Source organism: Pseudolysinimonas kribbensis (genome assembly GCF_030161895.1).
In the GTDB taxonomy this organism is placed as follows: Bacteria; Actinomycetota; Actinomycetes; order Actinomycetales; family Microbacteriaceae; genus Pseudolysinimonas; species Pseudolysinimonas kribbensis.
In genome coordinates this window covers 309,290-333,920 of the sequence record NZ_BSVB01000001.1, presented here as the reverse complement: position 1 = coordinate 333,920, position 24,631 = coordinate 309,290, and the positions used below count along the sequence as shown (strand labels likewise).

General features: G+C 72.4%; 26 protein-coding genes, 2 tRNA genes and 4 pseudogenes. 23 read left to right on the top strand and 9 right to left on the bottom strand.

Annotated features, from left to right (window positions below; all coding sequences use genetic code 11):
* Positions 1-44: 44 nt before the first annotated feature.
* Both QQK35_RS01910 and QQK35_RS01905 read left to right on the top strand, forming a co-directional pair.
* Positions 45-120, top strand: a tRNA-Asn gene (locus tag QQK35_RS01910).
* A 60-nt stretch (positions 121-180) separates the two neighbouring features.
* Positions 181-1,713, top strand: a complete 1,533-nt coding sequence (locus tag QQK35_RS01905; RefSeq protein ID WP_284252444.1) for a stealth family protein — start codon at positions 181-183, stop codon at positions 1,711-1,713.
* On the opposite strand, the gene QQK35_RS01900 is transcribed toward QQK35_RS01905, so the two are convergent.
* The 6 genes and pseudogenes from QQK35_RS01900 to QQK35_RS01880 all read right to left on the bottom strand — a co-directional run bounded on the left by QQK35_RS01900 (position 1,710) and on the right by QQK35_RS01880 (position 5,566).
* Positions 1,710-2,663, bottom strand: coding sequence for a phosphodiesterase (locus QQK35_RS01900; protein WP_284252441.1), 954 nt, complete (start codon positions 2,661-2,663; stop codon positions 1,710-1,712). The two genes, QQK35_RS01905 and QQK35_RS01900, sit on opposite strands and share 4 nt — an antisense overlap.
* A gap of 92 nt (positions 2,664-2,755) precedes the next feature.
* On the bottom strand, positions 2,756-3,184 hold the full coding sequence (locus tag QQK35_RS01895; protein WP_284252439.1) for a hypothetical protein: 429 nt from the start codon (positions 3,182-3,184) through the stop codon (positions 2,756-2,758).
* Between the two features lie 443 nt (positions 3,185-3,627).
* Complete coding sequence (locus tag QQK35_RS20165; RefSeq protein WP_431311831.1) at positions 3,628-3,831, bottom strand: hypothetical protein; 204 nt, start codon at positions 3,829-3,831, stop codon at positions 3,628-3,630.
* Positions 3,832-3,920: 89 nt separating this feature from the next.
* Positions 3,921-4,250: pseudogene (locus tag QQK35_RS20160) on the bottom strand (alpha/beta hydrolase); the annotation flags it as partial.
* Between the two features lie 477 nt (positions 4,251-4,727).
* Positions 4,728-5,285, bottom strand: a complete 558-nt coding sequence (locus QQK35_RS01885) for a hypothetical protein (RefSeq protein WP_284252435.1) — start codon at positions 5,283-5,285, stop codon at positions 4,728-4,730.
* Positions 5,282-5,566, bottom strand: a complete 285-nt coding sequence (locus QQK35_RS01880; RefSeq protein WP_284252434.1) for a hypothetical protein — start codon at positions 5,564-5,566, stop codon at positions 5,282-5,284. Before QQK35_RS01880 ends, QQK35_RS01885 begins: the two co-directional genes overlap by 4 nt.
* A gap of 242 nt (positions 5,567-5,808) precedes the next feature.
* On the opposite strand from QQK35_RS01880, the gene QQK35_RS01875 reads away from it, so the two are divergent.
* The 8 genes from QQK35_RS01875 to QQK35_RS01840 all read left to right on the top strand — a co-directional run bounded on the left by QQK35_RS01875 (position 5,809) and on the right by QQK35_RS01840 (position 10,537).
* Positions 5,809-5,946, top strand: coding sequence for a hypothetical protein (locus QQK35_RS01875; RefSeq protein WP_284252432.1), 138 nt, complete (start codon positions 5,809-5,811; stop codon positions 5,944-5,946).
* A complete protein-coding gene (locus QQK35_RS01870) occupies positions 5,946-6,983 on the top strand; it encodes a sensor histidine kinase (protein ID WP_284252430.1) in 1,038 nt (345 codons plus the stop codon). Before QQK35_RS01875 ends, QQK35_RS01870 begins: the two co-directional genes overlap by 1 nt.
* On the top strand, positions 6,983-7,645 hold the full coding sequence (locus tag QQK35_RS01865) for a response regulator (RefSeq protein WP_284252428.1): 663 nt from the start codon (positions 6,983-6,985) through the stop codon (positions 7,643-7,645). Before QQK35_RS01870 ends, QQK35_RS01865 begins: the two co-directional genes overlap by 1 nt.
* Positions 7,646-7,772: 127 nt before the next feature.
* Complete coding sequence (locus tag QQK35_RS01860; RefSeq protein WP_284252426.1) at positions 7,773-8,120, top strand: SHOCT domain-containing protein; 348 nt, start codon at positions 7,773-7,775, stop codon at positions 8,118-8,120.
* 63 nt (positions 8,121-8,183) lie between these two features.
* Positions 8,184-9,071: a sensor histidine kinase gene (locus QQK35_RS01855; protein ID WP_284252424.1), complete on the top strand. Its 888-nt coding sequence runs from the start codon at positions 8,184-8,186 to the stop codon at positions 9,069-9,071.
* Positions 9,072-9,082: 11 nt separating this feature from the next.
* Entirely contained in the window at positions 9,083-9,490 is a 408-nt protein-coding gene (locus tag QQK35_RS01850) for a response regulator (RefSeq protein ID WP_284252422.1), read from the top strand.
* Positions 9,477-10,220: an AzlC family ABC transporter permease gene (locus QQK35_RS01845; RefSeq protein ID WP_284252421.1), complete on the top strand. Its 744-nt coding sequence runs from the start codon at positions 9,477-9,479 to the stop codon at positions 10,218-10,220. The genes QQK35_RS01850 and QQK35_RS01845 overlap by 14 nt, the downstream gene beginning before the upstream one ends.
* A complete protein-coding gene (locus QQK35_RS01840; protein ID WP_284252418.1) occupies positions 10,217-10,537 on the top strand; it encodes an AzlD domain-containing protein in 321 nt (106 codons plus the stop codon). The genes QQK35_RS01845 and QQK35_RS01840 overlap by 4 nt, the downstream gene beginning before the upstream one ends.
* Positions 10,538-10,565: 28 nt before the next feature.
* Here the strand turns inward: QQK35_RS01840 and def are convergent.
* A pseudogene (def, locus tag QQK35_RS01835) lies at positions 10,566-11,131 on the bottom strand (peptide deformylase).
* Positions 11,132-11,171: 40 nt separating this feature from the next.
* Here def and QQK35_RS01830 point away from each other — a divergent pair.
* The 6 genes and pseudogenes from QQK35_RS01830 (at position 11,172) to QQK35_RS01805 (ending at position 16,224) form a co-directional block, all read left to right on the top strand.
* Positions 11,172-12,122, top strand: coding sequence for a DMT family protein (locus QQK35_RS01830; protein WP_284252417.1), 951 nt, complete (start codon positions 11,172-11,174; stop codon positions 12,120-12,122).
* Between the two features lie 47 nt (positions 12,123-12,169).
* Positions 12,170-13,240, top strand: a complete 1,071-nt coding sequence (locus QQK35_RS01825) for a glycosyltransferase (RefSeq protein WP_284252415.1) — start codon at positions 12,170-12,172, stop codon at positions 13,238-13,240.
* The gene (locus QQK35_RS01820; protein ID WP_284252413.1) at positions 13,237-13,374 is read left to right on the top strand and encodes a hypothetical protein; all 138 of its coding nucleotides are present in this window, start codon (positions 13,237-13,239) and stop codon (positions 13,372-13,374) included. Before QQK35_RS01825 ends, QQK35_RS01820 begins: the two co-directional genes overlap by 4 nt.
* A 13-nt stretch (positions 13,375-13,387) precedes the next feature.
* Positions 13,388-13,461: transfer RNA gene (locus QQK35_RS01815), tRNA-Ile, on the top strand.
* Between the two features lie 104 nt (positions 13,462-13,565).
* Entirely contained in the window at positions 13,566-14,546 is a 981-nt protein-coding gene (gene dapA / locus QQK35_RS01810) for a 4-hydroxy-tetrahydrodipicolinate synthase (RefSeq protein WP_284252411.1), read from the top strand.
* Positions 14,543-16,224 (top strand): annotated as a pseudogene (locus tag QQK35_RS01805) (ribonuclease J). The gene dapA and the pseudogene QQK35_RS01805 overlap by 4 nt, the downstream one beginning before the upstream one ends.
* A 213-nt stretch (positions 16,225-16,437) precedes the next feature.
* Here QQK35_RS01805 and QQK35_RS01800 read toward each other — a convergent pair.
* Positions 16,438-17,319 (bottom strand): glycosyltransferase, encoded by an 882-nt coding sequence (locus tag QQK35_RS01800; protein ID WP_284252410.1) that lies wholly within the window; start codon positions 17,317-17,319, stop codon positions 16,438-16,440.
* Positions 17,316-17,939: a TetR/AcrR family transcriptional regulator gene (locus QQK35_RS01795; RefSeq protein WP_284252408.1), complete on the bottom strand. Its 624-nt coding sequence runs from the start codon at positions 17,937-17,939 to the stop codon at positions 17,316-17,318. The genes QQK35_RS01800 and QQK35_RS01795 overlap by 4 nt, the downstream gene beginning before the upstream one ends.
* A gap of 66 nt (positions 17,940-18,005) precedes the next feature.
* Between QQK35_RS01795 and QQK35_RS01790 the strand changes: the two are divergent.
* From QQK35_RS01790 to QQK35_RS01760, 7 genes and pseudogenes are all read left to right on the top strand, one after another.
* Positions 18,006-20,721 (top strand): annotated as a pseudogene (locus QQK35_RS01790) (DNA translocase FtsK).
* Between the two features lie 72 nt (positions 20,722-20,793).
* Positions 20,794-21,390, top strand: coding sequence for a CDP-diacylglycerol--glycerol-3-phosphate 3-phosphatidyltransferase (gene pgsA / locus QQK35_RS01785; RefSeq protein ID WP_284255570.1), 597 nt, complete (start codon positions 20,794-20,796; stop codon positions 21,388-21,390).
* A gap of 96 nt (positions 21,391-21,486) precedes the next feature.
* Positions 21,487-21,894, top strand: coding sequence for a CinA family protein (locus tag QQK35_RS01780; protein WP_348534864.1), 408 nt, complete (start codon positions 21,487-21,489; stop codon positions 21,892-21,894).
* A gap of 126 nt (positions 21,895-22,020) precedes the next feature.
* The gene (locus QQK35_RS01775) at positions 22,021-22,329 is read left to right on the top strand and encodes a helix-turn-helix domain-containing protein (protein ID WP_284252406.1); all 309 of its coding nucleotides are present in this window, start codon (positions 22,021-22,023) and stop codon (positions 22,327-22,329) included.
* 70 nt (positions 22,330-22,399) lie between these two features.
* Positions 22,400-22,624 carry a DUF3046 domain-containing protein gene (locus QQK35_RS01770; protein ID WP_284252404.1) on the top strand — a complete coding sequence of 75 codons (225 nt, stop codon included), beginning with the start codon at positions 22,400-22,402 and terminating at the stop codon, positions 22,622-22,624.
* 246 nt (positions 22,625-22,870) lie between these two features.
* A complete protein-coding gene (gene recA / locus QQK35_RS01765) occupies positions 22,871-23,947 on the top strand; it encodes a recombinase RecA (protein ID WP_284252402.1) in 1,077 nt (358 codons plus the stop codon).
* Positions 23,948-23,949: 2 nt separating this feature from the next.
* Positions 23,950-24,621 carry a regulatory protein RecX gene (locus tag QQK35_RS01760; protein ID WP_284252400.1) on the top strand — a complete coding sequence of 224 codons (672 nt, stop codon included), beginning with the start codon at positions 23,950-23,952 and terminating at the stop codon, positions 24,619-24,621.
* The last annotated feature ends 10 nt before the right edge of the window (positions 24,622-24,631 follow it).

Genomic DNA, 24,631 nt, shown 5'->3' with positions numbered 1-24,631 from the left:
AACCCCCGCCGCGCTTGCTAAGCTAGCCCGGCTGTTCACAGCATTCCTCCATAGCTCAATTGGCAGAGCAATCGGCTGTTAACCGATAGGTTCTTGGTTCGAGTCCAAGTGGGGGAGCCACCCACCTCCCGGTCCGCGTTCTCACTCCCGCCGCTCGGGCAGAAAGGCCCGTGATCCGTCGTGCCTCCCCCTCGCCGAACCACCGCGGACATCCTCGCGGAGCGTCCCGACGTCGTGCGCGACGGCACCCGGCTGGTGCTGACCGGCCCGCCGCTCACCCGCGAGGAGGCGACGATCGCCGATCTGCGCCTCGTGCGCGATGCGCTCGACGCGGCCGGGATCGACTACCTGCTGATCCGCGGCGATCGCGACACGGCGGTGCTCAGCGTCGATCGGGCGCGGCGGGCGAGGGTCGAGCAGGCGTTCGCGACGGCGTTCGCGGGCGAGCCGATGTACGCGAGGGTGCTCGGATCGGGCAGGCGCTCGGAGCGCCTCCTCGCGCGCGGACGGCTCCCCGGTGACGACGAGGATCTCTTCCTGATCTACCGTCCGCGGACCCGCGCGGTGCGCGGGGTCTGGCGCGCCGCCGACGCCGCCATCCGGCTCGAGTTCTGGCGCTTCGACGACACCGAGATCGTCGCGCCCCGGCCCAACGCGCTGACCCGGCAGCGCATCCGCCGCGAGGACGCCGTCGTCAGCTCGGTGGAGCGGTACGGCGATCGCTGGCCGACGCTGGCGGGCATGTTCGACGAGCAGGTCGACGACATCGACTTCGACATCGACCTCGTCTTCTCCTGGGTGGACGGATCCGAGCCCGGATACCTGGCGTTGCGCGAGAGCTACCTCGACGACCGCAGCGCCCGCGCGCCCGACGGCGGTGCCGCCCGGTACCGCCAGATCGACGAGCTGCGCTACGCGATGCGCAGCGCCCGGGCCTACGCGCCGTGGATCCGCCGCATCCACCTCGTGACCGACTCGACGCCCCCGGCGTGGCTCGACGTCGACCATCCGGACGTGCGCGTCGTGCGCAGCGCGGACTTCTTCGAGAAGACCGAGGTGCTGCCCACCTTCAACTCGCACGCCATCGAGGCGCAACTGCACCGGATCCCGGGGCTCTCCGAGCACTTCCTGTACTCGAACGACGACATGTTCTTCGGACGCCCCGTGGCACCGAGCCTGTTCTTCTCGCCGGGCGGTGTCTCCCGCTTCGTCGAGGCGACCCTGCGGATCGGGCTCGGGGCCGCGCATCCCGACCGCACCGGGCACGACAACGCCATGCGGGTGAACCGGGCGCTGCTGCAGCAGCGCTTCGGGCGCACGATGACCCGCCATCTCGAGCACTGCGCCGCCCCGCTGCGGCGCAGCGTGCTCGCCGAGCTCGAGGCCGAGTTCCCGGAGGACTTCGCGCGCACCGCGGCGTCCCGGTTCCGCTCGGGCGACGACATCTCGGTGACCAACTCGCTGTACCACTACTACGCGCTGCTGACCGGGCGCGCGGTGGTGCAGACCGATGCGCACGTCCGGTACGTCGAGACGACGCTGGCCACGACGGCCGACTCGCTGCGCGATATCGAGCGGCGCCGGCGGTACGACATGTTCTGTCTCAACGACGGCAGTGCACCGGAGATCTCCGACGCCCAGCGGGTCGCGCTCGTGACGGCGTTCCTCGAGCGCTACTTCCCCGTGCCCGGACCCTGGGAGCGGACGAACTAGCTCGGCGCGCCCACGAGATCGATCGGGCGGGTCCAGGAGTCGTCATCCTGCGTCGAGGGCTCCGGTATGCGGGACGACCCGGGGATGCGCAGCCCCAGCGCGGCGAGCCGACGCGTGCTCTCGGCGGCGCCGACGTGCGACAGGGCCTCGGTCCGCTGGAGCGGGACGACGGCGTGCAGCACCGTGTCCGGATAGATCTGCACCAGGTTGAACGACCGGGCGCCGTCCCGCCCCTGCGTGCCGCCCTCGTCGACGAGCAGATCCTGGGTGTAACAGCTCGCCGAGGCCACCGACACCGGGATGCCCGCGAACGTCGCGCTGGACGAGTAGTGCAGGTGCCCGCCGAGGATCGCGCGCACGTCGGTGCCGCGCAGCACCCGCGCGAGCCGCGGCTGGTCGCGCAGCTCCACCGAGACGGCGAGGTCGAGCACGCTCGGGATGGGCGGGTGGTGCAGCGCGAGGATGGTCCCGTCCGGTGCGGGCGCGGCGAGCTGCTCCCGCAGCCAGTCGAGCTGCGCGGGGGCGAGCTCCCCGTGGTGGGCCCCGGGGACGGACGTGTCGAGCGTGATGATCCGCAGCCCGCGGAGGTCGATCACCTGATCCACCGGCGCGTCGCCGGAGCCGTCGAGCAGCCCGGCCCGGAACGCCTCCCGGTCGTCGTGGTTGCCCATCGCCCACACGATGCGCGAGCCGAGGCGCGCGGCGACCGGTTCCACCACGCCCCGCAGCCGTGCGTAGGCCTCGGGTTCGCCGAGGTCGGCGAGGTCGCCGGTGAACACCAGGGCGTCCGGCCGACGCCCGGTGGCTTCGAGCCGGGCCATCAGGTCGCGCAGGTGCGCCTCGGCATCCACCCGGTCGTAGAGCCGGCCGGCACCCGCCAGCAGGTGGGTGTCGCTGATGTGGATGAGCGTGTGGTCGGGTCTCGGGTACTCGGCGTCACGGACGAGCATGCTCCCATCGAACCAGACCGCGGCGGCCAGGCCGTGCACACCGCCCGGCCGGTCGCATTGTGGCCCGCGGCGCCCCGAGCAGGCGCGGGGGCTCAGGGCGTCGTGTCGCGGTGCGGATGCCGGGCGTTGTAGGCGTCGGGGTCACCGGGAACGCAGCGGCTCTGCGCGTCGATGGTCGTGCCCTTCGCGCTCGCGACGAGGCTCAGATACAGGCCGTCCGCGGCATACCCGCCTCCGGGCGGGAACCGCACCTCGGTCAGCGCGACACCGCTCTGGGTCGAATGCGTGACGGAGGCGTCGTGACCCGCGTCCTTCCAGAGGGCGAGGACCTGCGGGATGCGCTCGCCGAGCTCCGGTGTCGTCGAGCCCGGTCCGATCCGCCCGAAGGCGAAGATCAGTCCGGGATGTCCGTCCGGGCATGGCTCGGCGTTCGTGTCGATCGAGGACCAGGCGCCGTCGAAGATCCGCTGCGTGCGGCCGATCAGGCCGTCGAGCTCGTCGTGCGCTGCCGTCGCACTCATGGTGCTCTCCTTCCGCGTCGGAGCGGGCCGGGGCGTGCACCCCGCGAGGGCGATCAGGACGACCGCGACGACGATCACAGCGCGGCGGATCACGTCGGCGGCCCCCACGGCAGCCCGTAATTGGCCGGCAGCAGGGGCGGCGCGGCGCCGTCCGACAGGTCGCGCAGGGCCGCCGGGCTGACCGGAACAGGGTGGTGTTCCGCGCGGTCGCCACGTCGGTCAGGCCCAGGCTGGTCTCCGCCGTGTTCCGCAGCGAGATCGTGCCCCGGTCGAGGTAGCCGTAGTCGTATCCCGTCGTGTGGTCGAGTGCGTGTTCGATCTGGGGGAGACGTCGTGGCCGTCCGAGCCGGGGTACGGCGTGCCGTCCCAGACGACATCCTCCGAGGTGAAGACCCGGGCCCCGAACGCCGGATCGGCCGGATTCACCGGATGGGCCGTCGGCGTCACGGGCAGCCACAGGTGCCGTCCACCCAGATCGACGGGCACGGACTCGCCGCGCCCGATCGGCGCGACCAGGTCGAGGAGGACTGGGTCGCCCAGACGTGCCCGGGGTCGACGCGGAGGTCGCTCGCGCTCGTGATGCCGGGGTCGAGTCCGGCCGACGCGAGCATGGTGTAATTCTCGACCGGAGTGTGCTCGAGCGCGATGGCGGCGGTCGTCGTGCCGTACGAATGGGCGACGACGGAGAGGTTGCGGCCGGCCGCCCAGTCATGGCTGGCGGTGACCCCTGAAGGAACGAGGCGAGGTGCGTCGCTCCCACCTCCGCCTTCGCGGAACTCAGCACCTCGACGCTCGGCGGCATGTCCGGTGCGTCGTAGCCGATCCAGGCCACGACGGCGACGTCCTGGGTCGGCGCGAGCCCGTGCGCCTGGAGGTAGCGCTGCTGGCTGTACAGGTTGCCGGCGTCCGCCGTCCAGCTGCGCATCGTGTCGGCGACGGTCGAGCCCATGCCGGGCACGTCGACGGTGACGCGGGCGGCTCGGTCGAGGTCGCCGACCGACACGGCCGCCAGTGGCGGCTGCGAGGGATCGGCGGGCAGCGTCAGGGTGACGAGCTGCGTCGTCACACCCGGCTGGCGCAGAGCGGCGCGTGTCGCCTGGAGGGAGCCGAGGCGCGTCGTGAGATCCGACAGCCCGCGGAATCCGTGCGCCGAGAGGAAGCGCCGGAGGTCGGCCTCCTCTGCGCCCGGCCCGGCTCGTCCCGGATGCGCTCGGCTTGCGCCGCCAGCGATTCCAGGCGGTGCAGCTCCGCGGAGAGCGTCGCGCGGTTCGCGGCATCGCGCGCCCAGCAGGCCACGCCGTCCAGGTTGCCGATCGCCGTCGGCGCGAGCGCGACGAGCGCCGCCTGCAGCCCGCTCGGCGCGGTCGGATCGCTCGAGGCCAGGGAGCGCCACCAGCTCGCGATCGCCTGCGGGTCGTGCAGGTCCGCGATCCGGTTCGCGAGCGCGTGGTCGCGGCGCAGCAGCTCGGCGAGCTGGAGGGGGTGAGGCCCGCGAGAGCCGTGAGCACCTGCGCGTCCGTGAGGGATCCGAGCTGCGCCGTGTTCAGGGTCCCGATCGGCGGCGCCGGCGGGGACGCAGTGCTGCGGCGCAGGTCGCGTCGGCCCGACGTCGTTCGTCGGCGAGCTCGTCCCAGCGAGCGTCGAGCGAGGCGAGCGAGTGCCGAGAGCCGGCGAGGTCGCTCGTGAGCTGGACGGCGCGGATCCGATCCGCTTCCGCGGGATCGTCCGCCGCCCGCAGCGTTCGCAGCCTCGAGGCATCCCGCGAGATCGCGCTCCGCAGGCCGGCGAGCTGCGTCCGCAGCGCGGCGGCCTCGTCGGCGATCCGGTCGATCGCCGCAGCGTATCGGCGCAGCGCATCCGCCTCGTCGCGGGCGCGCTCGATGAGGCCGCTCACGAGGCCCGGCAGCTGCCCGGCCTGTTCCGAGAAGGCCGTCGCCGCCGCGCCGGTCCAGCGCGAATCGGATGCGTCGCCGATCACGTCGCGCAGACGCGTCAGGGAATGCTCGCCGAGCTCGTCGGCCCAGGACTCGCGCCGGGCGGCCACGCGCCGGATGCCCGCCGGGTCGCCCGCATCCGGCGTCGTGCGCTGCCATCGGGTCATCGGCGGGGGCCCGCTCCGGTCGCGAGCGCCGCATCGGTCGCCCGCAGTTCCCCGGCTGCGCGGTCGGCCGCCGTGGCCAGTCCGGCGATGAGGGCGTGCACGGCGTTCGCCTGCCGTTCGAGCTGGTGCGCCGAGGCTCGGAGCTCGTCCGCGACCGGCGAGGCGAACTCCTCGTCGTCGACGGCGCCGAGGGATGCATCGGGCTCGACGTGGGCCGCCGCCGAGCGCAGCCCGCTCGTGAGCGTGCCGACGTGTGCCGCGTCGATCGAGAGGTCCCCCATCCCGGCTCATGGTAGTTGAGTGTCCGTCGCGTCGGTCCGGCCGATCCACCGTTCATTACTCCCGGGGAGTAGCGGCGGCATCCCGGGGGCGACGATGCCGGCAGGGCGCCCGCGTAGCATCGGGGCATGTCCGGGCCCGACGTATCCGGGCCCCCGCGTCCCGGCCCCAGCCGCCGCACGGGCCGCGCTGGCACGGGGGTGCGCCGCCCTGGGCGGGAGCGCACCCGGGGCCCGGGTTCCGGATGCCGCGCGGGCTGCTCCTCTGGGGCCCCGTCGTCATCGCCTTCCTCGTGCAGGTGCCCGCGACCCTGTGGATCGCCGCGGGCAGCCCGCGACCCTGGCAGGGTCACGTCGCACAGTTGCCCCCGCGCAGGCGGTGATGCTCGTCGGCCTCGCCCTCGTCGGTCCGCTCGTGCTCGTCGCGGCGCGCCGCTGGCCGGGCCCGGTCGTCGCGATCACCGCGGTCGCCGCCGCGGCCGACGTCATCGTCAACGACAGTGGCGGGCCGCCCTACATCGCCTTCGGGTTCGGGATCATCGGCGCGATCGTCCGGGGCGCCCGGGTGTGGGCCTGGATCAGCATCCTCGTCGCGTGGACCGTGACCGTCGCCGTCGCGATCGTGTTCCCGCAGACGGGCTTCGAGGGCCCTCGGGCGGTCGGCACGACCCTCGGCATCCTGCTCGCCGTGGCGATCGGGGAGGCGCTGCGCACCCGCCGGGAGCGGTATGCCGCGTTCCGCCGGCGCGCGACCGAGGCCCGGCAGAGCGAGCTGCAGGCCGAACGGGTGCGCATCGCACGTGAGCTGCACGACGTGCTCGCCCACTCGCTGAGCCAGATCAACGTGCAGGCCGGCGTCGGGCTGCACCTGCTGCAGCGCCAGCCGGACAGCCCTGCGGCGGCCGAGCAGGCGGGGCAGGCACTGGCCTCCATCAAGGACACCTCGAAGACCGCGCTCGAGGAGGTGCGCTCCGTGCTCGGTGTGCTGCGCGCCGAGAACGGCGCCGACCCCTCCGCGCCGCTCGTGCCGGAGCCCGGTCTCGACCGCCTCGGCGATCTGACCGTGCCGGGGGTGCGGGTCGAGCTCGACGATCGGCTCCGGCACGAGGAGGTGCCGCAGCCGCTGCAGCTGGCGATCTTCCGGATCGTGCAGGAGTCGCTCACGAACGTCGGCCGGCACGCGTCCGGCGCCACGGTCGCGCGGGTGCTGCTGGACCGCGACGACACCGGATACCGCATCACCGTCCGCGACGACGGCTCGGGCGCCGCGTCGGTCGACGACGTCGGCAGCGGCGGACGGGGCGTGCTCGGCATGAGCGAGCGCGCCGAACTGCTCGGCGGCAGCCTCACGGCCGGCCCCGCCGCACGCGGCGGCTTCGAGGTCGTCGCCGAGCTGCCCACCCGGATCGGAGCCGCCTGATGACCATCCGCATCGCCCTCGCCGACGACCAGCAGCTCATCCGGGCGGGCTTCCGCAGCCTGCTCGAGGCCGAGGCGGACCTCGAGGTCGTCGGCGACGCTGCGACGGGGCGCGAGGCGGTCGCCCTCGTCGCGCGCGAGAAGCCCGACGTGGTGCTCATGGACATCCGGATGCCCGATGGCGACGGCCTGTGGGCCACCGAACGGATCGCCGCCGACCCGGCGCTGCAGCACACGCACGTGATCGTCGTCACGACGTTCGAGCTCGACGAGTACGTGGCGCAGGCGATCCGCGCGGGGGCGAGCGGGTTCCTCGTGAAGGACACCGAGCCGGTGGAACTCATCCGCGCGGTGCACGTCGTCGCGGACGGCGACGCCCTGCTGAGCCCGCGGGTCACGAAGCGCCTCCTCGAGCGGGTCGCCGGGTCGCTCGCCTCCCCGCCCGACGACTCGGTGATCGCCGCGCTCACCGAGCGCGAGCGCGAGGTGCTGACCCTCGTCGGGCAGGGGCTCACCAACGACGAGATCGGCGCGCGGCTGTTCCTCAGCCCGCTGACGGCGAAGACGCACGTCTCGCGGATCATGTCGAAGCTGCTCGCCCGCGACCGGGTGCAGCTCGTGGTGATCGCCTACGAGACGGGCCTGGTCGCCCCCGGGCGGTAGAGGGGGTCGCTTCGGTACTGCGAGGGGAGTAGACGGATCGCTCCCCGGGGCAGATTCCGCGCCGGCCGCATCCGGGAAGAGTCGGGTCATCGGGTTCCGAACGGAGCCCCCGACGAAAGGAACCACCGTGCTCACCGCACTGTCGACATCCGCACTGGCCGCCGCCGCCCATCCCGGGATGTGGCACGCGGCGTTCTTCCCGTTCCTCTTCCTGATCCCGATCTTCTGGATCGTCGTCATCGTCCTCGTGATCGTCTTCGTCGCCCGCGGTCGCCGGCACGCCTGGGCGCGCGGCGGGTACGGCCCATGGGGCGCGGGCGGCCCCGGCGCCTGGGGGCACGGCGGCGGCTGGGGCGCCCGCAGCGCCGAGTCGACGCTGGCGCAGCGCTTCGCCAACGGCGACATCGACGAGAAGGAGTACCGCGCCCGCCTCGAGGTGCTCCGGGCGAGCGGACCGACGCCGCCGCAGGCCTGATCGCAAGCCGGATAGTCTCTCCTCCGGGCCCCTCACGGGGTTCGGAGGAGAGGCGTTCCCGGCGTGAACCAGTGGCTGCGTGAGAACTCGGCGCTCGTGCTCGTGACGCTCTGCGTCGCGATCGCGGTGCTGCTGCTCGCCTCCGTCGTGTTCATGATCCTCTGGATCGTCGCGCGCCACGGGCGCCGCCGAGCCCTCGTCGAGCGGGTCGAGGCCGACCGCGACCGGCTCGACTTCGAGCTCCTCGCGGCGGAGCAGACCAGCCGCCTGCGCATCATCCGCGAGCTGCACGAGCTCGTCATCCACTCGATCACGGTGATCGTCAGTCAGGCCGACGGCGCCCGCTACGCCGCCGCCCAGGACCCGGCGGTCGCGGCGCGCACCGCCGCGACGATCGCCGAGACGGCGCGAACGACCCTCGCCGACCTGCGTCGCATCGTCGACGTCGGCCGCGACGGCGAGGCCGAGGCCGGCCCGCAGCCCGGGCTCGCCAGCCTGCGCGAGCTGTTCGCCGTCATGCGCGACGCCGGTCTGCGCGTGACCTTCGAGGAGCTGGGGGAGCGGCTCGAGCTCAAGCAGGGCGCCGAGCTCGCCGTGTACCGGATCCTGCAGGAGGCGCTCGCCAACTCGCTCGCCCACGGAGGTCAGGGCACCGAGGCCCGGGTGACCTTCCGGTGGACCGCGGACGGCCTCGAGGTGCTCGTCGACGACGACGGCGCCCGGGTGGCCGCCGCCCGCGGCGAGGGTCCCGACCGCGGCTACGGCCAGGACGACGACCTCGCCGCCCTCACCGCCGAGCCGGTCGGCCGTGGCATCACCGAGATGCGCGAGCGCACCGAGATCTACGGCGGCGTGTTCCGGGCGTTCACCATGCCGGGCGTCGGCTTCTCCGTCTCTGCGATCTTCCCCGCTCTCGCCTATCACAACGGCGTGCACGGCGTGCGTCTCTGAACGGGAGCACGGTGATCCGGGTCCTGCTCGTCGACGACTCCCGCGCGCAGCGCGAGGGCTGGCGCCTCGTGCTCGGCACGCAGCCGGATGTCGAGGTCGTGGGCGAGGCCGGCGACGGTGCGCAGGCCCTCGGCATCCTGCGCCGCACCCCGGTCGACGTCGTGCTCATGGACATCCAGATGCCGCGCGTCGACGGCATCACGGCGACCGAGCGGATCCTCGGCGACGATGTCGTGCGCGCGGCGGGCGCGCCCCGCATCCTGCTGCTCGCGACGGTCGACCTCGAGCAGCACGTGCCCGCCGCCGCGATGGCCGGCGCCCATGCGGTGCTCTGGAAGGACTCCGAGCCGGAGGCCATGCTCGCGACCATCCGCCAGGCGGCGGCCCGGCCCGCGGGGGAGCTGCGTGACGAGCTCTGACCCCGAGCGCTCGGCGGCGCTCCGGGCGGCGCTGGCCGTCGGCCTCGCCGTCGCCGCGTACGGGCTCTCGTTCGGGGCGCTGGCCACGGCATCCGGACTCGACGTCTGGCAGACCTGCGTGCTGAGCCTGTTCATGTTCTCCGGCGGATCGCAGTTCGCCGTCATCGGGGTGCTCGCCTCGGGTGGCCTCGCCGCCGCGCCCGCCGCGATCGTCGGGTCGACGCTGCTCGGCGCGCGCAACGCCCTCTACGCGATGCGCATGGGGCCGATCATCGGCGGGCCGTGGTGGCGCCGGCTGCTCGCGGCGCAGTGGACGATCGACGAGTCGACCGCGGTGGGAACGGCCCAGCCGACCCTGCGCGGGCAGCGGATCGGGTTCTGGGCCACCGGCGCGATCATCTACGTCGGCTGGAACCTCACGACGCTGGTCGGCGCGCTCGTCGGCGACCTGCTCGGCGACGTCCGCGCGTACGGGCTGGACGCGGCCGCCGCCGCGGCGTTCCTCGGTCTGCTCTGGCCGCGGCTGCGGTCGCGGCAGCCGATCGCCGTGGCCGCGGGCGCCGCGGTCGTCGCCGCGCTCACCCTGCCGTTCCTGCCGGCCGGCGTGCCGGTGCTGCTCGCGGCCGTGGTCGCCGTCGTCATCGGCGTGACCAACTGGCTCGGCCCGAAGACGCCCGCCGGCGCCGCGCGGTCCGGCGCCGCCGCCCTCGACCGGGATGCCGGCCTGTGACCACCTGGAACGTCGTGCTGCTGGCGGCGGTGCTGGTGCTCGCGCTCAAGATCGCCGGCTACCTCGTGCCGGCGCGCGTGCTCGAGCGGCCGACGCCGTCGCGCGTCGCGACGCTCCTGACCGTGGCGCTGCTGGCAGCGCTCGTTGTGACCCAGACGGTCCAGGGCGACGGCCGGCACCCGCTCTCGATCGACGCGCGGCTGCCGGCGCTGGGCGCCTCGGCCGTGCTGCTGGCGCTGCGCGCGCCGTTCATCGTCGTGGTCGTCGCGGCGGCCGTGGTCGCGGCGCTGCTGCGGCTGGCCGGATGGATGGCCTAGCCGGGGCGGATGGCGCGGCCGGCGGCGCTCAGCCCTCCGGCCGGTCGACCCCGGGCATCCACGTCTGCCCGGGTGTGCCCCAGCCGTGCTTGCGGATCGCCTTGGCGGCACCCCGCGCCTCGGCGGGAGCCAGCCGGTCGGCGTACAGCACGCCGTCGAGGTGGTCGAACTCGTGCTGGAAGATCCGCGCGAGCCACCCCTCCGCGTGCACCTCGTACGGCTGCGCGTCGACGTCGAGCGCCTCGAGGATGGCGGCGGGGGAGCGACGCAGGGCGAAGCGCTCGCCGGGGAGCGAGAGGCACCCCTCCGACTCCTCCTCGTCGTCGAGCTCGCCGAGCGGCGTCGGCGCGAGCCAGAGCCGCGGGTTGATCGCGGTGCCGGCGTGGCGCGTGCCGTCGTCGTCGGTCCAGCCGTAGACGAACACACGCAGCCCGACGCCGACCTGCGGCGCGGCCAGTCCCACCCCGGGGCGGCCGCCATCGTCTCGTTCAGATCGTCGATCAGCCGGCGCAGCCCGTCGTCGAACACCTCGACCGGACGGGCGGGCGCGTGCAGCACCGGGTCGCCGGTGATCCTGATCGGCAACACGGGCATCGGATCAGGATATCCGGGACCCACCGGGTAGATTGCTCGGGTGCAGCCGGTCCTCGACGCGTTCAGCGCGTTGAGTCTCCCCGGTCGTAATCCGCTCGCCGGGATCGCGATCGCCATCATCGGCGGGCTCTTCCTCGCCCTCGGCGCGCAGTTCCAGCATCGGGGCGTCCAGCGTGCCGAGGCCCGGCACGCGGCCCGCCTGCACGAAGGAGGGGAGGCTCCGGCGACGACCAAGGGCCTCGGCGCGATCGTCGCGGGAACGCTCCGCCTCGTCGGCAGCCCGTGGTGGCTGCTCGGCACCGCGCTGTACGGGATCGCGATCCTGTGCCAGCTCACGAGCCTCGGCTTCGCGCCCATCACCGTGGTGCAGCCGATCGGGGTCGTCGCGCTCGTCATCACCTCGATCGTCAACTCGCGGATGTCGCACATCGAGCTCACGGCGCCGACGATCCGCGCGATCGTGCTGTGCGTCGTCGGGGTCGGCATCTTCGTCGGCTTCGCGGCGGTCTTCGCCGAGGACCCGGGGATCTCCGACGAGGCGATGATCATCGTCCTGTCGATCCTCGTGATCGTCGTGTTCCTGCTCGGGCTCGCCTATCTGCTGTTCCGCACGCACTTCCGCGCGATCTTCTACGTCATTGCGGCGGGCATCTGCTTCGGCTTCGTCGCGACGATCGCCAAGGTCACCATCAACCGCTTCCTCGACGGCAACGTCGACGGGCTGGCCCTCCTGGCGCTGGCGGGCATCCTGGCCTCGGGCGGGCTGGGCGCGTACTTCGTGCAGAACGCGTACTCGATCGGCGCCCCGGACCTCGTGATCGCCGGTCTCACCGTCGTCGACCCGATGGTGGCCGTGGTCATCGGCCTGACGGTGCTGGGGGAGGCGGCGCAGACGCCCGTCTGGGTGCTGTTCGTGTGGCTCGGCAGCGCCGCGCTCGCCGTCTACGGGGTGTTCCAGCTGGCGCGGCATCACCCCCAGACCGTGCATTGACGGTGGACGCGTCGGCACGCCGCGTGCCCTGAGGTAGTGTCGCTGCGATGCGCATTCTCCTCGGCTGCGACACGTTCGCCCCCGATCTGAACGGAGCGGCCAGCTTCGCCAAGCGCCTCGGGGCCGGAATGGTCCAGCGCGGTCACGAGGTGCACGTCCTGGCGCCCGCGTCGCGCGCTCACGGTGCCGGGGTGTTCCAGGAGGAGCACGAGGGCCAGACGCTCACGGTGCACCGCATCCCGAGCTACTCCTGGCCGACCCACCCGTGGTTCCGGATCATGCTGCCCTTCCGGGCCAAGCACCACGCGCGCCGGGTGATCCGCCAGGCGAAGCCGGACGTCGTGCATGCGCAGTCGCACATCGTCGCCGGCCGCGGCCTGATGCCGCTCGCCAAGAAGGCGGGCATCCGGCTGGCGGGCACCAGTCACTCGATGCCGGAGAACATCGTGCAGCACGCGCCGCCGCACACCCCGCAGTGGTTCGTCGACCGGGTGGTCGCCGGCCAGTGGAAGTCGGCCCGGCGCCTGTTCGGCATGGCGGACGTGGTGACGAGCCCCACCCGCAGCTCCGCCGAGTACTTCGAGAAGATGACCGGCCTGACCGGCGTGCTCCCGATCTCGAACGGGATCGACACCTCCTACTACACGCCCGATTTCGGGCCGGGCGAGGGCAATCGCATCGTCTTCGTGGGGCGGCTCGACGACGAGAAGCACATCGACGAGCTGGTCGAGGCCGCCGCCCGGCTCGACCCCGCGCTCGACGCGCAGGTCGACATCATCGGTGCCGGCGAGGCCCGGGAGAAGCTGCAGGCGCAGGCCCGGGAGCTCGGGATCTCGGATCGCATCCACTTCCTCGGCAAGGTCTCCGACGAGGATCTGCGCAAGACCCTCACCCGGTCGACCGTCTTCGCGATGCCGTCGCGCGCCGAGCTGCAGTGCATCGCGGCGATGGAGGCGATGGCCTCGGCGCTGCCGATCGTCGCCGCGAACGCGATGGCGCTGCCCCACCTGGTGCGCGAGGGCCAGAACGGCCACCTCTACGAGCCGGGCGACATCGATGGCTTCGTCGCCGGGCTGAACGACGTGCTGACCGCGTCGCGGAGCGGCGGGATGCCATGAAGCGCGCATCGCTCGCCATCGTCGCCGAGCACTCGATGTCGCACACGCTCGACGTCTTCGAGGCGATCTACGAGGACCGCCCGATCCCCGCGCCGCCCGCCATCGCCCCCGCGCCGAGCGACGTCGACCGGTAGCCTGGCCCGGCACGGGGCGGTAGCTCAGCCGGTTAGAGCAGAGGACTCATAATCCTTCGGTCGCGGGTTCAAGTCCCGCCCGCCCTACGAACCGGGCTGTCTGCGCGAGCGCCCACGTGGGCGTTCGACGCCGCACGCGCGCCCGGGCTCGCACGACATCGGCGGTCCGCGACCCCGATACCCTGGGGACCGTGACCACGACTGAGAACCCGTTCGGACAGGTGCTCGTCGCGCTCGTGACCCCCTTCACGGCCGACGGCGAGGTCGACTGGGCCGACGTCGAGAAGCACATCGACTCCGTCATCCGGCAGGGGGCGGACGGCATCGTCGTCACCGGCACGACGGGGGAGACGTCGACCCTGACCGACCCGGAGAAGGTGCGGCTGGTCGAGGTCGCGAAGGACGTGGCGGCGGGCCGGGCCAAGGTCATCACGGGCGGCGGCAGCAACGAGACCGCGCACGCGATCGAGCTCTACCGGCACTCCGAGAAGGCCGGCGCCGACGGCGTCATGATCGTGACGCCGTACTACAACAAGCCCACGCAGGCGGGCGTGCTGACGCACTTCCGCATGATCGCCGATGCGACCGATCTGCCCGTGATCCTGTACGACATCCCGGGGCGCACCGGCATCCCGATCAAGTACGAGACCCTGCTGCGGGCATCGAAGCACCCCAACATCCGGGCGGTCAAGGACGCGAAGGGCGACCTCAGCGAGGTCAGCCGCGTCATGAACCAGACCGACCTCATGTACTTCTCCGGCGACGACGCCAACGCGCTGCCGATCCTCTCGATCGGCGGTGTCGGGCTCATCGGCGTCACGAACAACATCACGGCCGCGCCGTACCGCCGGATGGTCGACGCGGTCAACGCGAACGACCTCGCCACCGCTACCGCCGCCCACCAGGCGCTCGAGCCGCTCGTGCGGGCCACCATGACGCACGTGCCCGGCACGGTCGCGACCAAGTACATCCTGCACGGGCTGGGCCGCATCTCGAGCCCGCGCGTGCGGCTGCCGCTCGTCGGCCCCGAGGAGTCGGAGGCCGCCCTCATCGAGGACGAGATCGCCCTCGTCGGCCCGGATGCCGGCGTCGACTTCTCCAATTTCCGACCCGACCGCAACGCTGCCGCCGGCGGCGCGCTGCCCAAGATCGCAGGGACGACCCGCGCATGAACAGCACCAACCCCGTCATCGAGCCCCCGGCCCTGAAGCCCGGCACGCTCCGGATCCTCCCCCTCGGCGGCCTCGGCGAGATCGGCCGCAACATGACGGTCTACGAGTTCGACGGCCAGCTGCTGGTCGTCGATGCGGGCGTGCTGTTCCCCGAGGAGCACCAGCCTGGCGTCGACCTGATCCTGCCGGACTTCGCGCCGATCCGGGGCCGGCTCGACGACATCGTGGCCGTGGTGCTCACGCACGGGCACGAGGACCACATCGGCTCCGTGCCGTACCTGCTCAAGCTGCGGCGCGACATCCCGCTCATCGGATCGCAGCTCACGCTCGCGTTCGTCGAGGCGAAGCTCAAGGAGCACCGCATCCAGCCGTACTCGATGGCGGTCAGGAGGGCCAGCGCGAGAAGCTCGGCCCCTTCGACCTCGAGTTCATCGCGGTCAACCACTCGATCCCGGATGCCCTGGCCGTCGCGATCCGCACGCCCGCGGGCACGGCGCTGCACACCGGCGACTTCAAGATGGACCAGCTGCCGCTGGACGGCCGGATCACCGACCTGCGCGCCTTCGCGCGGCTGGGCGAGGAGGGTGTGGACATCTTCCTTCCCGACTCGACGAACGCCGACGTGCCCGGCTTCACGGCGCTCGAGCGCGACATCGGCCCGGTGCTGGAGAACGTCATCGCGAAGGCGAAGCGCCGCGTCATCGTCGCGAGCTTCTCGAGCCACGTGCACCGGGTGCAGCAGGTTCTGGACGCGGCCGCCGCCAACGGGCGCCGGGTCGCGCTCGTCGGCCGTTCGATGCTGCGCAACATGACGATCGCCGCCGACCTCGGCTACCTGCGGGTGCCGGAGGGCGTGCTCGTCGATCTCAAGCGCGCGCTCGACCTGCCCGACGACCGGGTGGTCTACATGTCGACCGGGTCGCAGGGCGAGCCGATGGCGGTGCTCGCACGCATGGCGAGCCAGGATCACCAGATCGAGGTCGGCGACGGCGACACCGTCATCCTGGCCTCGAGCCTCATCCCGGGCAACGAGAACGCCGTCTACCGGGTCATCAACGGCCTGACCAAGCTCGGCGCGACCGTGGTGCACCGCGGCAACGCGCGCGTGCACGTCTCGGGCCACGCGGCCGCGGGCGAGCTGCTCTACTGCTACAACATCGTCAAGCCCCGCAACGTGCTCCCGGTGCACGGTGAGGCACGCCACCTCGTCGCGAGCGCCGCGCTCGCGATCGACACGGGCGTCGCCCCGGAGCAGGCCCTGATCGGCGAGAACGGCACGGTCGTCGACCTCGTCGACGGCGTCGCGAAGATCGTCGGCCAGCTCGACCTCGGCTACGTCTACGTCGACGGCTCCACCGTCGGCGAGATCACGGATGCCGACCTCAAGGACCGCCGCATCCTCGCCGAGGAGGGCTTCATCTCGATCTTCGTCGCGATCGACACCCAGACCGGGCGGGTCATCGTCGGGCCGGAGATCCAGGCGCGCGGCTTCGCCGAGGACGAGTCGGTCTTCGACGACGTGCGCCCGCAGATCGTGGCCGCGATCGCGGAGGCCGCGCAGAACGGCACCCGCGATCAGCGCGGCTTCAGCCAGGTCGTGCGCCGCACCGTCGGCCGGTGGGTGAACACCCAGCACCGCCGTCGGCCGATGATCATTCCGGTCGTGATCGAGGCGTAGCCGGCACCCCCATCGCCTCGAGCGCGCGGTCGAGAGCGGCGCCGGGGTCGTTGGAGCGCATCCGCTCGCCGAGAGCACGGGCGGATGCGCGCTCCGGACCGTCGCCGAGGATCGCCTCGGCCGCGGCGCGGATCCGCGCGGCGCTCGCGCGACCCGGGAGTCGCCGGCCGACCCCCGTCCGCTCGACGGCCTGGGCGATCCAGGGCTGGTCGATCAGGGGTTCATCGGCAGCACCAGCACGGGCACGCCGTGGGCCAGCGCACGAGCCGTGGTGCCGTGACCGCCGTGCCCGACGACGAGGGAGGCGCGGCGCAGCACCTCGTCGTGCGGAAGCGATCGCTCCACCCGGGCATTGGCCGGCACGCGCAGGGAACCCGGATCGATGGCCGGCCCGGTCGTCGCGACGACGTCGACCGGCAGCGGGGCCAGTGCGTCGAGGATGCGCTGCATGGCGCCCGCCTGCCCGGGCAGGTAGGTCGTGCTGAGGCTCACCAGCACGACGGGGCGCTCCTCCACGGGGACGGCGGCACGCGCATCGCGGGCCTCGAGCGCCCCGAGCCGGTGCACGCCGTCACCCGCCGTGCCGCGTTCGAATTCGGGCATCGCGGTCACGAGCTTGACCGCCGGCGCGTGCAGCGCCGCACCGGCATCGACCCCTCGCGCGCGCAGCAGGAGGCCGAACGGCCCGCGCACGGTCGCCTCGAAGAAGCTCCACATGGTGTGCACGAGGGAGACGACCGGCAGCCCCGTGGCGACGGCATCCCGGACGGCGGCCACCATGAGGCAGTCGATCACCACCAGATCGGTCGGCACGCGCGAGGCCTCCGCGATCACGTCGGCGGCGGCGCCCCGATCCGCGAAGGCGGCGACCTGGCGCCACGCGATCGCCGGCAGCCCTCCGGTGCGCCGCGAGTCGACGGGGGCGGCCGAGGAGTAGGTGCGGACGGGATGACCGGCCCGGTGGATGGCATCGTGCTGGGCCGGCGAGCTCAGGAACCGCACGTGGTCGCCGCGCTCCCCGAGCAGCCGCGCGAGAGCCAGGGCGGGCGGAAGGTTGCCGCCGGCGTCGAGCGTCGCGATGAGCACCTCGCTCATGCGCGCACCGCCCCGGCGAGCACGCGGTCCGCGAGCGTCCGCATGCGCTGCTCGACGGCATCGCGCTCGAGCCCGCGATCGCGCCGCAGCAGCGCCCAGGTCTGCAGATCGGTGGCGACCACCAGCAGGTCGACCAGCTCGTCGCGGCGCTCGGGTTCGGAACCCTCGAGGGCGTCGGCGAAGACGTCCTCCACCCAGCGGCGGTGCAGCAGGCGGCCCGGCACGGTGAACGCCGCGATGCGCGGATCGCGGTCCTCCTGGGCGAGCATCCGGCGCATGAAGTCGCCGCGCAGCTCGTAGTGGTCGATGATCGTGCCGAACGCATCCCCGTCGCCGGCGACGCGGCGCTCGGATTCGACGGCGGCCACCGTGACGCGCACGGCCTCGTCCAGGAGCCTGTCGCGGGTGCCGAAGTGCCGCAGCACGGTCCGGACGGAGACGCCGGCGATCCTCGCCACGTCGTCGAGGGTGATCTCGAGCGTCAGGCGCTCGTGAGCGAGCGCGACGATCGCGTCGATGATGGCGCGACGCGTCGCCTCGGTCGCGCCGGCGCGTGCGGCCTGCGTGTAGGTGCGGGGGTCATGAACGCCACGGTAAGGCGTCGTAGGTTTTCGTGTCAACTGATGGTGACGCGAAAATGCGCGCACGTCTCCGGACACCCCGCGCCGCCTGCCGGGCGACGCCGGATGCCGCGGGTACCGTCGCACCATGGCCACGAGCACCCGGTCGTCGAGTTCGCGCGCCCGCGCGCGCCCTCGTCGAGCCGCGGCGGCGCCAAGTCCGCGAGCACCACGGCGCAGAACACGAAGTCCGCCCCGACCAAGCGCTACCCGAAGGGCAAGCAGCCGGTCTTCGTCGACGACCGCCCCGGCCTGCTGAGCGGCGCCTGGCTCGGCCTGGCCCACATCGTCGGGGGAGGGGCGCGGGTCTTCGGCCGCGAGACGCTCGCCAAGGAGGAGCGCCGCGACGGCTTCCCGATGTTCCTCGTCGTGCTCGCGATCGCCGGCGCCGTCGTGGAGTGGTTCAACCCGGCCTCCGACATCGCGCAGGCGCTCGACGCCTACACCTTCGGGGACTGCTCGGCCGGGTCGCCTTCGGACTGCCGGTCATCATGCTGATCTTCGCCGTGTGGCTGTTCCGGCATCCGTCGAGCGTCCATGACAACACCCGCATCGGGATCGGGCTCGGCATCCTGATCGCGTGCGTCAGCGCCTTCTGCCACGTCTTCAGCGACCACCCGCAGCCGTCGGCCGGCATGCCGGCCCTCGCCCACGCGGGGGCGTCGTCGGGTGGGTGTTCGGCCAGCCCTTCGTCGCGCTCGGCGCGGCCTGGCTCGCGGTGCCCATCGTCGGCGCGTTCGGCGTGCTCTCGCTCTTCATCATCACCAAGACCCCGCCGAACCGCACCGGCGACCGGCTGCGGGAGGCCTACGCGTACCTGTTCGGCGCCCAGCTCCCCGAGCGCGCGCCGACGACTCCGGATGCCGGCACGACCGGCGAGCAGGAGTTCGGCTCCCTCACCGACCTGGGTCTCGAACTCGACGACCCCGCCTCGATGCCGTGGTGGCGTCGCGGCAAGAAGCCCGCCGAGCCCGCCTTCGACTCCGCGCTCGAGCACGCCACCGAGATCACCGAGGTGGTCGCGCACCGCCCGCACGATGACGCCGACCTCCTGGCCGAGCTGACCAAGGCCGAGGACGCCGTGCGCCGCTTCACCGGCGAGTCGCCGGTCGTGCCGCCGACCGGCCTGCGCGACGACGGGCCGGTGGCGCTCTTCGACGCCGGGGGCGAGGTCCCGGTCTCCCAGGCCGCGACTCCCACGGCACCGACGAAGCGCCCCTACCGGCTGCCCGCCGCGTCGATCCTCGAGGCCGGCACCCCGCCGAAGGCGCGCACGCCCGCGAACGACGAGGCGATCGCGTCGATCACGAGCGTGCTCACGCAGTTCGGTGTGGATGCGAAGGTCACCGGGTTCTCGCGCGGCCCGTCGGTCACGCGGTACGAGATCGAGCTCGGGCACGGCGTCAAGGTGGAGCGGGTCACGGCCCTCGCCAAGAATCTCGCGTACGCGGTCGCGTCGAACGAGGTGCAGATCCTCTCGCCGATCCCGGGCAAGAGCGCGATCGGCATCGAGATCCCCAACAAGGACCGCGAGATCGTGTCGCTCGGCGACGTGCTGCGCTCGCCCGCGGCGTCGCGCAGCACGCATCCGCTCACGATCGGGCTCGGCAAGGACGTCGAAGGCGGCTTCGTCGTCGCGAACATGGCGAAGATGCCGCACCTGCTGGTCGCGGGCGCCACCGGCTCCGGCAAGTCGAGCTTCATCAACTCGATGATCACGAGCGTTCTGATGCGCGCGAAGCCCGCCGAGGTGCGCATGGTGCTCGTCGACCCCAAGCGCGTCGAGCTGGCCGCCTACCAGGGCGTGCCGCACCTCATCACGCCCATCATCACGAACCCCAAGAAGGCCGCCGAAGCGCTGCAGTGGGTCGTGAAGGAGATGGACATGCGGTACGACGACCTCGCGTCGTTCGGCTTCCGCCACATCGACGACTTCAACCGCGCGGTGCTCGCGAACGAGATCGTGCTGCCGCAGGGCTCCGAGCGCAGGCTGGCGCCCTACCCCTATCTGCTGGTCGTCGTCGACGAGCTCGCCGACCTCATGATGGTCGCCCCGCGCGACGTCGAGGACTCGATCGTGCGCATCACGCAGCTGGCGCGTGCCTCCGGCATCCACCTGGTGCTGGCCACCCAGCGGCCGTCGGTGGATGTGGTGACCGGCCTCATCAAGGCCAACGTGCCGTCGCGGCTGGCCTTCGCCGTGTCGAGCATGACCGACAGCCGCGTGATCCTCGACCAGGCGGGCGCCGAGAAGCTCATCGGGCAGGGCGACGGGCTCTTCCTGCCGATGGGCGCCTCGAAGTCGATCCGCGTGCAGGGCGCGTGGGTCACCGAGGACGAGATCCACGCGGTCGTCAAGCACGTCACCGCGCAGGCGCGGCCCGAGTACCGCAACGACGTCGAGGCCGTGGCCGAGAAGCGCGACATCGACGCCGACATCGGCGACGACCTCGAGCTGCTGCTGCAGGCCGCCGAGCTCGTGGTCAACACGCAGTTCGGCTCGACCTCGATGCTGCAGCGCAAGCTGCGCGTCGGCTTCGCCAAGGCGGGCCGCCTCATGGACCTGCTCGAGTCGCGCGAGATCGTCGGCCCGTCGGAGGGCTCGAAGGCGCGCGACGTGCTGGTGGCACCGGAGCAGCTGCCCGCGGTGCTCGGCGCGCTGCGGGGCGACGTTCCCACGGCGACGGCGCCCGGCGACCCCGTGGAGGCCCAGTTCGACGGTTATCCTGTGGAGGAGGGGCCCTCGGACGAGGATGCCTGGGGGCTGACCGGCAGGGAGTAGGGCATGGCGTTGTCGCCGGAACCGGACCCCGGCTCCGACCCCGACCCGGCGCGCGGCCCCCGGCCGAACCCCATGCGGGGACGCGTCACGTCGCGCGGCGAGAGCCCCGCGAGCTGGGGCAACATCGCGAACATCATCACGGTGATCCGCATCCTGCTCGCCCCCGTCTTCATCTGGCTGCTGCTCGCGGACGCCGCCCACGACGGCTGGCTGCGCTGGGTGGCGGCCGCGCTGTTCATCGTGGCGATCCTCACCGACTCGGTCGACGGCATCCTGGCCCGCGACCGCAACCTCGTAACCGACGCCGGCAAGATCCTCGACCCGATCGCCGACAAGGTGCTCGTGGGCGGCGCGCTCGTCGCCCTCTCGATCCTCGGCGAGGTCTGGTGGTGGGTCACGATCGTGATCCTCGTGCGGGAGGTCGGGATCACCGTCTTCCGCTTCGTCGTGATCCGCGACATGGTCATCCCGGCCGGCATCCTCGGCAAGATCAAGACCTGGGTGCAGTCGATCGCCATCGCGCTCGCGCTCGTGCCGTTGGATCGCCTCGTCGGCGTCGGATACCTGTGGCTGGTGTGGATCCTGCTCGGTGCGGCGCTCGTGCTGACCGTCGTGAGCGGCGCGGAGTACCTGTGGCAGTACGCGCGCGTCGTGCGCGCCCGTCGGTGACGTGACGCCGGTGAGCGTCGCCCGCGAGGTCGTCGAGCTGCTCGCCGGGCGTGGGCAGAGCATCGCCGTCGCGGAGTCGCTGACCGGGGGCTGCTCGTGGCCGAGCTGGTGTCGGTGCCGGGCGCCTCGGCGGTCGTGCGCGGAGGCGTCGTCGCCTACGCGACGCCGCTCAAGCACGCGCTGCTGGGTGTCGACGCCGCGCTGCTCGCCGAGCGCGGGGCGGTGGATGCCGGGGTCGCCCGCCAGATGGCCGCGGGGGTGCGGGAGCGGCTCGCGATCGACGGTGCGGCGGCGGACGTGGGCCTCGCGACGACGGGCGTCGCCGGACCGGATCCGCAGGACGGGCATCCGGTCGGCGAGGTCTGGCTGGGTCTCGCGCTCGGCACGGAGGTGCACGCCCGGCGGCTGCATCTCACCGGCGATCGGGCGGTCATCCGGACCGCCACCGTCGCGGCGTCGCTGTCGTGGCTGCTCGATACCCTGCGGTCCGGGCGCGCGGAATAGCGCCGATGTCGATCTCGTTACAGATCGTGTCGTCACAGGGGCTCCGCAGGCCGCACGACTTAGAGTTCGTGTACCGGATGGCGTAAGGTGGCCAACCCGGTCGAAGCGACAGAAGGAGGGCACACCATGGTTCTGGTCCGACAGGAGATCGGCGACGTCCTCCGTGATTTCCGACTGCAGAAGGCCATGACCTTGCGTCAGGTGGCCGGCAGGGCGAGCGTCGCGCTCGGGTATCTGAGCGAGGTCGAGCGCGGTCAGAAGGAGGCCAGCTCCGAGATCCTCGCATCGGTGGCCGATGCGCTCGACACCCCGATCTCGGTCATCATGCGCGAGGTGGGCGACCGTCTCGCCGTGGTTGAAGGCGTCAGCACCGTCCCGGACGTGCTGCCCGACGAGCTCATGGCCGAGTTCGACGCGGATCTCGCGGTCCGCTAGGTCTTTCGAAGCATCCGAGTGCCCCGGCCCGCGCGGCCGGGGCACTCGTGTGTGCATGAGGATGGGTGCGATGAAGCTCACCGAGTTCCGCCGAGCGGTCGACGACGAGTTCGGCCGGATGGCCCCCGTGCTGCTGCGCGACACGGTCGTGGTCGCCCTCGGCAACCGGACCGCGGACGAGGCGCTGGCCGCGGGCGTGCCGGCACGCGACGTGTGGCTCGCGCTGTGCCGCGCCGAGGGCGTGCCGCCGGCGCGATGGTACGGGGCCGGGCGACCGGATCCGCGGGACGCCTGAGACACGGGCGGCGACACGCCGGATCGCCGACCTCTCGAAGATCTGTTCGACTCGGCGTAGTCTCCTTCACAGCGTTCTTCGAACGCGAGTTGTGAGCCGTTCCGCCTGTCGATTCGACGCGATGTCGGACCCCGGGCGTAGCGTCCACGACGAAAGCCCTGCCGGGAGAGCTCGGACCCTGCTTCATCGGTCCGGTCAGGAACGGCAGCCGATGGGCCGCAGCACACGACGCAGAAGGAGACCGCAATGCCCTCACCCCAGGATCGCGAGAAGGCCCTCGAGACCGCCCTCGCCCAGATCGACCGTCAGTTCGGCAAGGGCACGGTGATGCGCCTGGGCTCCGACGAGCGGGCGCCGGTCGCCATCATCCCCACCGGCTCCATCGCCCTGGATGTCGCCCTCGGCATCGGCGGCCTGCCCCGCGGCCGCATCGTGGAGATCTACGGCCCGGAGTCGTCGGGCAAGACGACGCTCACGCTGCACGCCATCGCCAACGCGCAGAAGGGCGGCGGCATCGCGGCCTTCATCGACGCGGAGCACGCGCTCGACCCGGAGTACGCCAAGAAGCTCGGCGTCGACATCGACGCGCTTCTCGTGTCGCAGCCCGACACGGGGGAGCAGGCGCTCGAGATCGCCGACATGCTGGTGCGCTCCGGCTCGATCGACCTCATCGTCGTCGACTCGGTCGCGGCACTCGTGCCGAAGGCCGAGATCGAGGGCGAGATGGGCGACAGCCACGTCGGCCTCCAGGCCCGTCTCATGTCGCAGGCGCTGCGCAAGCTCACCGGCGGCCTCAACCAGACGCAGACCACGATGATCTTCATCAACCAGCTGCGCGAGAAGATCGGCGTGTTCTTCGGCAGCCCCGAGACGACCTCGGGCGGCAAGGCGCTCAAGTTCTACGCATCGGTGCGCCTCGACATCCGCCGGATCGAGACCCTCAAGGACGGCACGGACGCGGTCGGGAACCGCACGCGCGTGAAGGTCGTCAAGAACAAGATGGCGCCGCCGTTCAAGCAGGCCGAGTTCGACATCCTGTACGGCATCGGCATCTCGCGGGAGGGCAGCCTCATCGACTACGGCGTCGAGCACGAGATCGTGCGCAAGTCGGGCGCCTGGTACACCTACGACGGCGATCAGCTCGGGCAGGGCAAGGAGAACGCGCGCACGTTCCTCCTCGAGAACCCGGATGTCGCGGCCGAGATCGAGCGGAAGATCCTGGTCAAGCTCGGCATCGGCGCGGCGGGCGCGGCCGCGGAGGGCCCCTCGAACGTCGAGTCGCTCGAGGAGAAGCTCGCGGCCCGCAAGGCCGTCGGCGAGTAGTCATGGAGCGCTCCGGCGACGGGATCGCGCCCGTCACATATCTGCCCGGCGTGCAGCCGCCGCCGGAGCGCACCACCCGAGCCGCCGCGCCGGTCCGGCCGGCCCCGGTGCCGGCGCGGCTCGCCCTGCACGACGAGCCCGCCCCCGACGTCGCGGCGGCCGTGGATGCGACCCGCGCGCACAACGTGTCGCTGCACGCGCTGGCCAGGCGCGGCATGTCGAAGCGCGAGATCGAGCGCACCCTCCGCTCGCGCGAGCTGAGCGAGGAGAGCATCACCGCCGAGATCGAGCGGCTCGAGGCGTCGGGGCTCATCGACGACATGGCGCTCGCGCAGAACCTCGTCGGCATCCTCCAGGAGCGCAAGGGCTATGGCCGGTCGGCCGTCGCGGCGGAGCTCACCCGTCGGCTGCTCGCCCCGGCGGCGATCGAGTACGCCCTCGAGCTGATCGAGACGGGCGACGAGCTGGCCCGGGCCCGGGAGATCGCGGTGAAGCGCGCGGGGCAGCTGCGCGGCTACGACCGCGAGACCGCCGTCCGCCGGCTGAGCGGCTATCTCATGCGCCGCGGCTACAGCGGCAGCACCCTGCGCGCCGCGGTCGACGCGGCGCTGCCGAGCACCCCGCGTCGCGCGTGCGGTTCCAGTAGCACGAGACCGGGAGGTGCGAGAACGTAGACTTCTCGCA

Bases quoted from the DNA above. Each gene is read 5' to 3' on its own strand.
- QQK35_RS01900 (WP_284252441.1), bottom strand. From the start codon at position 2,663: ATGCTCGTCCGTGACGCCGAGTACCCGAGACCCGACCACACGCTCATC.
- QQK35_RS01895 (WP_284252439.1), bottom strand. From the start codon at position 3,184: ATGAGTGCGACGGCAGCGCACGACGAGCTCGACGGCCTGATCGGCCGC.
- QQK35_RS01885 (WP_284252435.1), bottom strand. From the start codon at position 5,285: ATGACCCGATGGCAGCGCACGACGCCGGATGCGGGCGACCCGGCGGGC.
- QQK35_RS01880 (WP_284252434.1), bottom strand. From the start codon at position 5,566: ATGGGGGACCTCTCGATCGACGCGGCACACGTCGGCACGCTCACGAGC.
- QQK35_RS01875 (WP_284252432.1), top strand. From the start codon at position 5,809: ATGCCGCGCGGGCTGCTCCTCTGGGGCCCCGTCGTCATCGCCTTCCTC.
- QQK35_RS01870 (WP_284252430.1), top strand. From the start codon at position 5,946: ATGCTCGTCGGCCTCGCCCTCGTCGGTCCGCTCGTGCTCGTCGCGGCG.
- QQK35_RS01865 (WP_284252428.1), top strand. From the start codon at position 6,983: ATGACCATCCGCATCGCCCTCGCCGACGACCAGCAGCTCATCCGGGCG.
- QQK35_RS01825 (WP_284252415.1), top strand. From the start codon at position 12,170: ATGCGCATTCTCCTCGGCTGCGACACGTTCGCCCCCGATCTGAACGGA.
- QQK35_RS01820 (WP_284252413.1), top strand. From the start codon at position 13,237: ATGAAGCGCGCATCGCTCGCCATCGTCGCCGAGCACTCGATGTCGCAC.
- QQK35_RS01800 (WP_284252410.1), bottom strand. From the start codon at position 17,319: ATGAGCGAGGTGCTCATCGCGACGCTCGACGCCGGCGGCAACCTTCCG.
- pgsA (WP_284255570.1), top strand. From the start codon at position 20,794: ATGCGGGGACGCGTCACGTCGCGCGGCGAGAGCCCCGCGAGCTGGGGC.
- QQK35_RS01775 (WP_284252406.1), top strand. From the start codon at position 22,021: ATGGTTCTGGTCCGACAGGAGATCGGCGACGTCCTCCGTGATTTCCGA.
- QQK35_RS01770 (WP_284252404.1), top strand. From the start codon at position 22,400: ATGAAGCTCACCGAGTTCCGCCGAGCGGTCGACGACGAGTTCGGCCGG.
- recA (WP_284252402.1), top strand. From the start codon at position 22,871: ATGCCCTCACCCCAGGATCGCGAGAAGGCCCTCGAGACCGCCCTCGCC.
- QQK35_RS01760 (WP_284252400.1), top strand. From the start codon at position 23,950: ATGGAGCGCTCCGGCGACGGGATCGCGCCCGTCACATATCTGCCCGGC.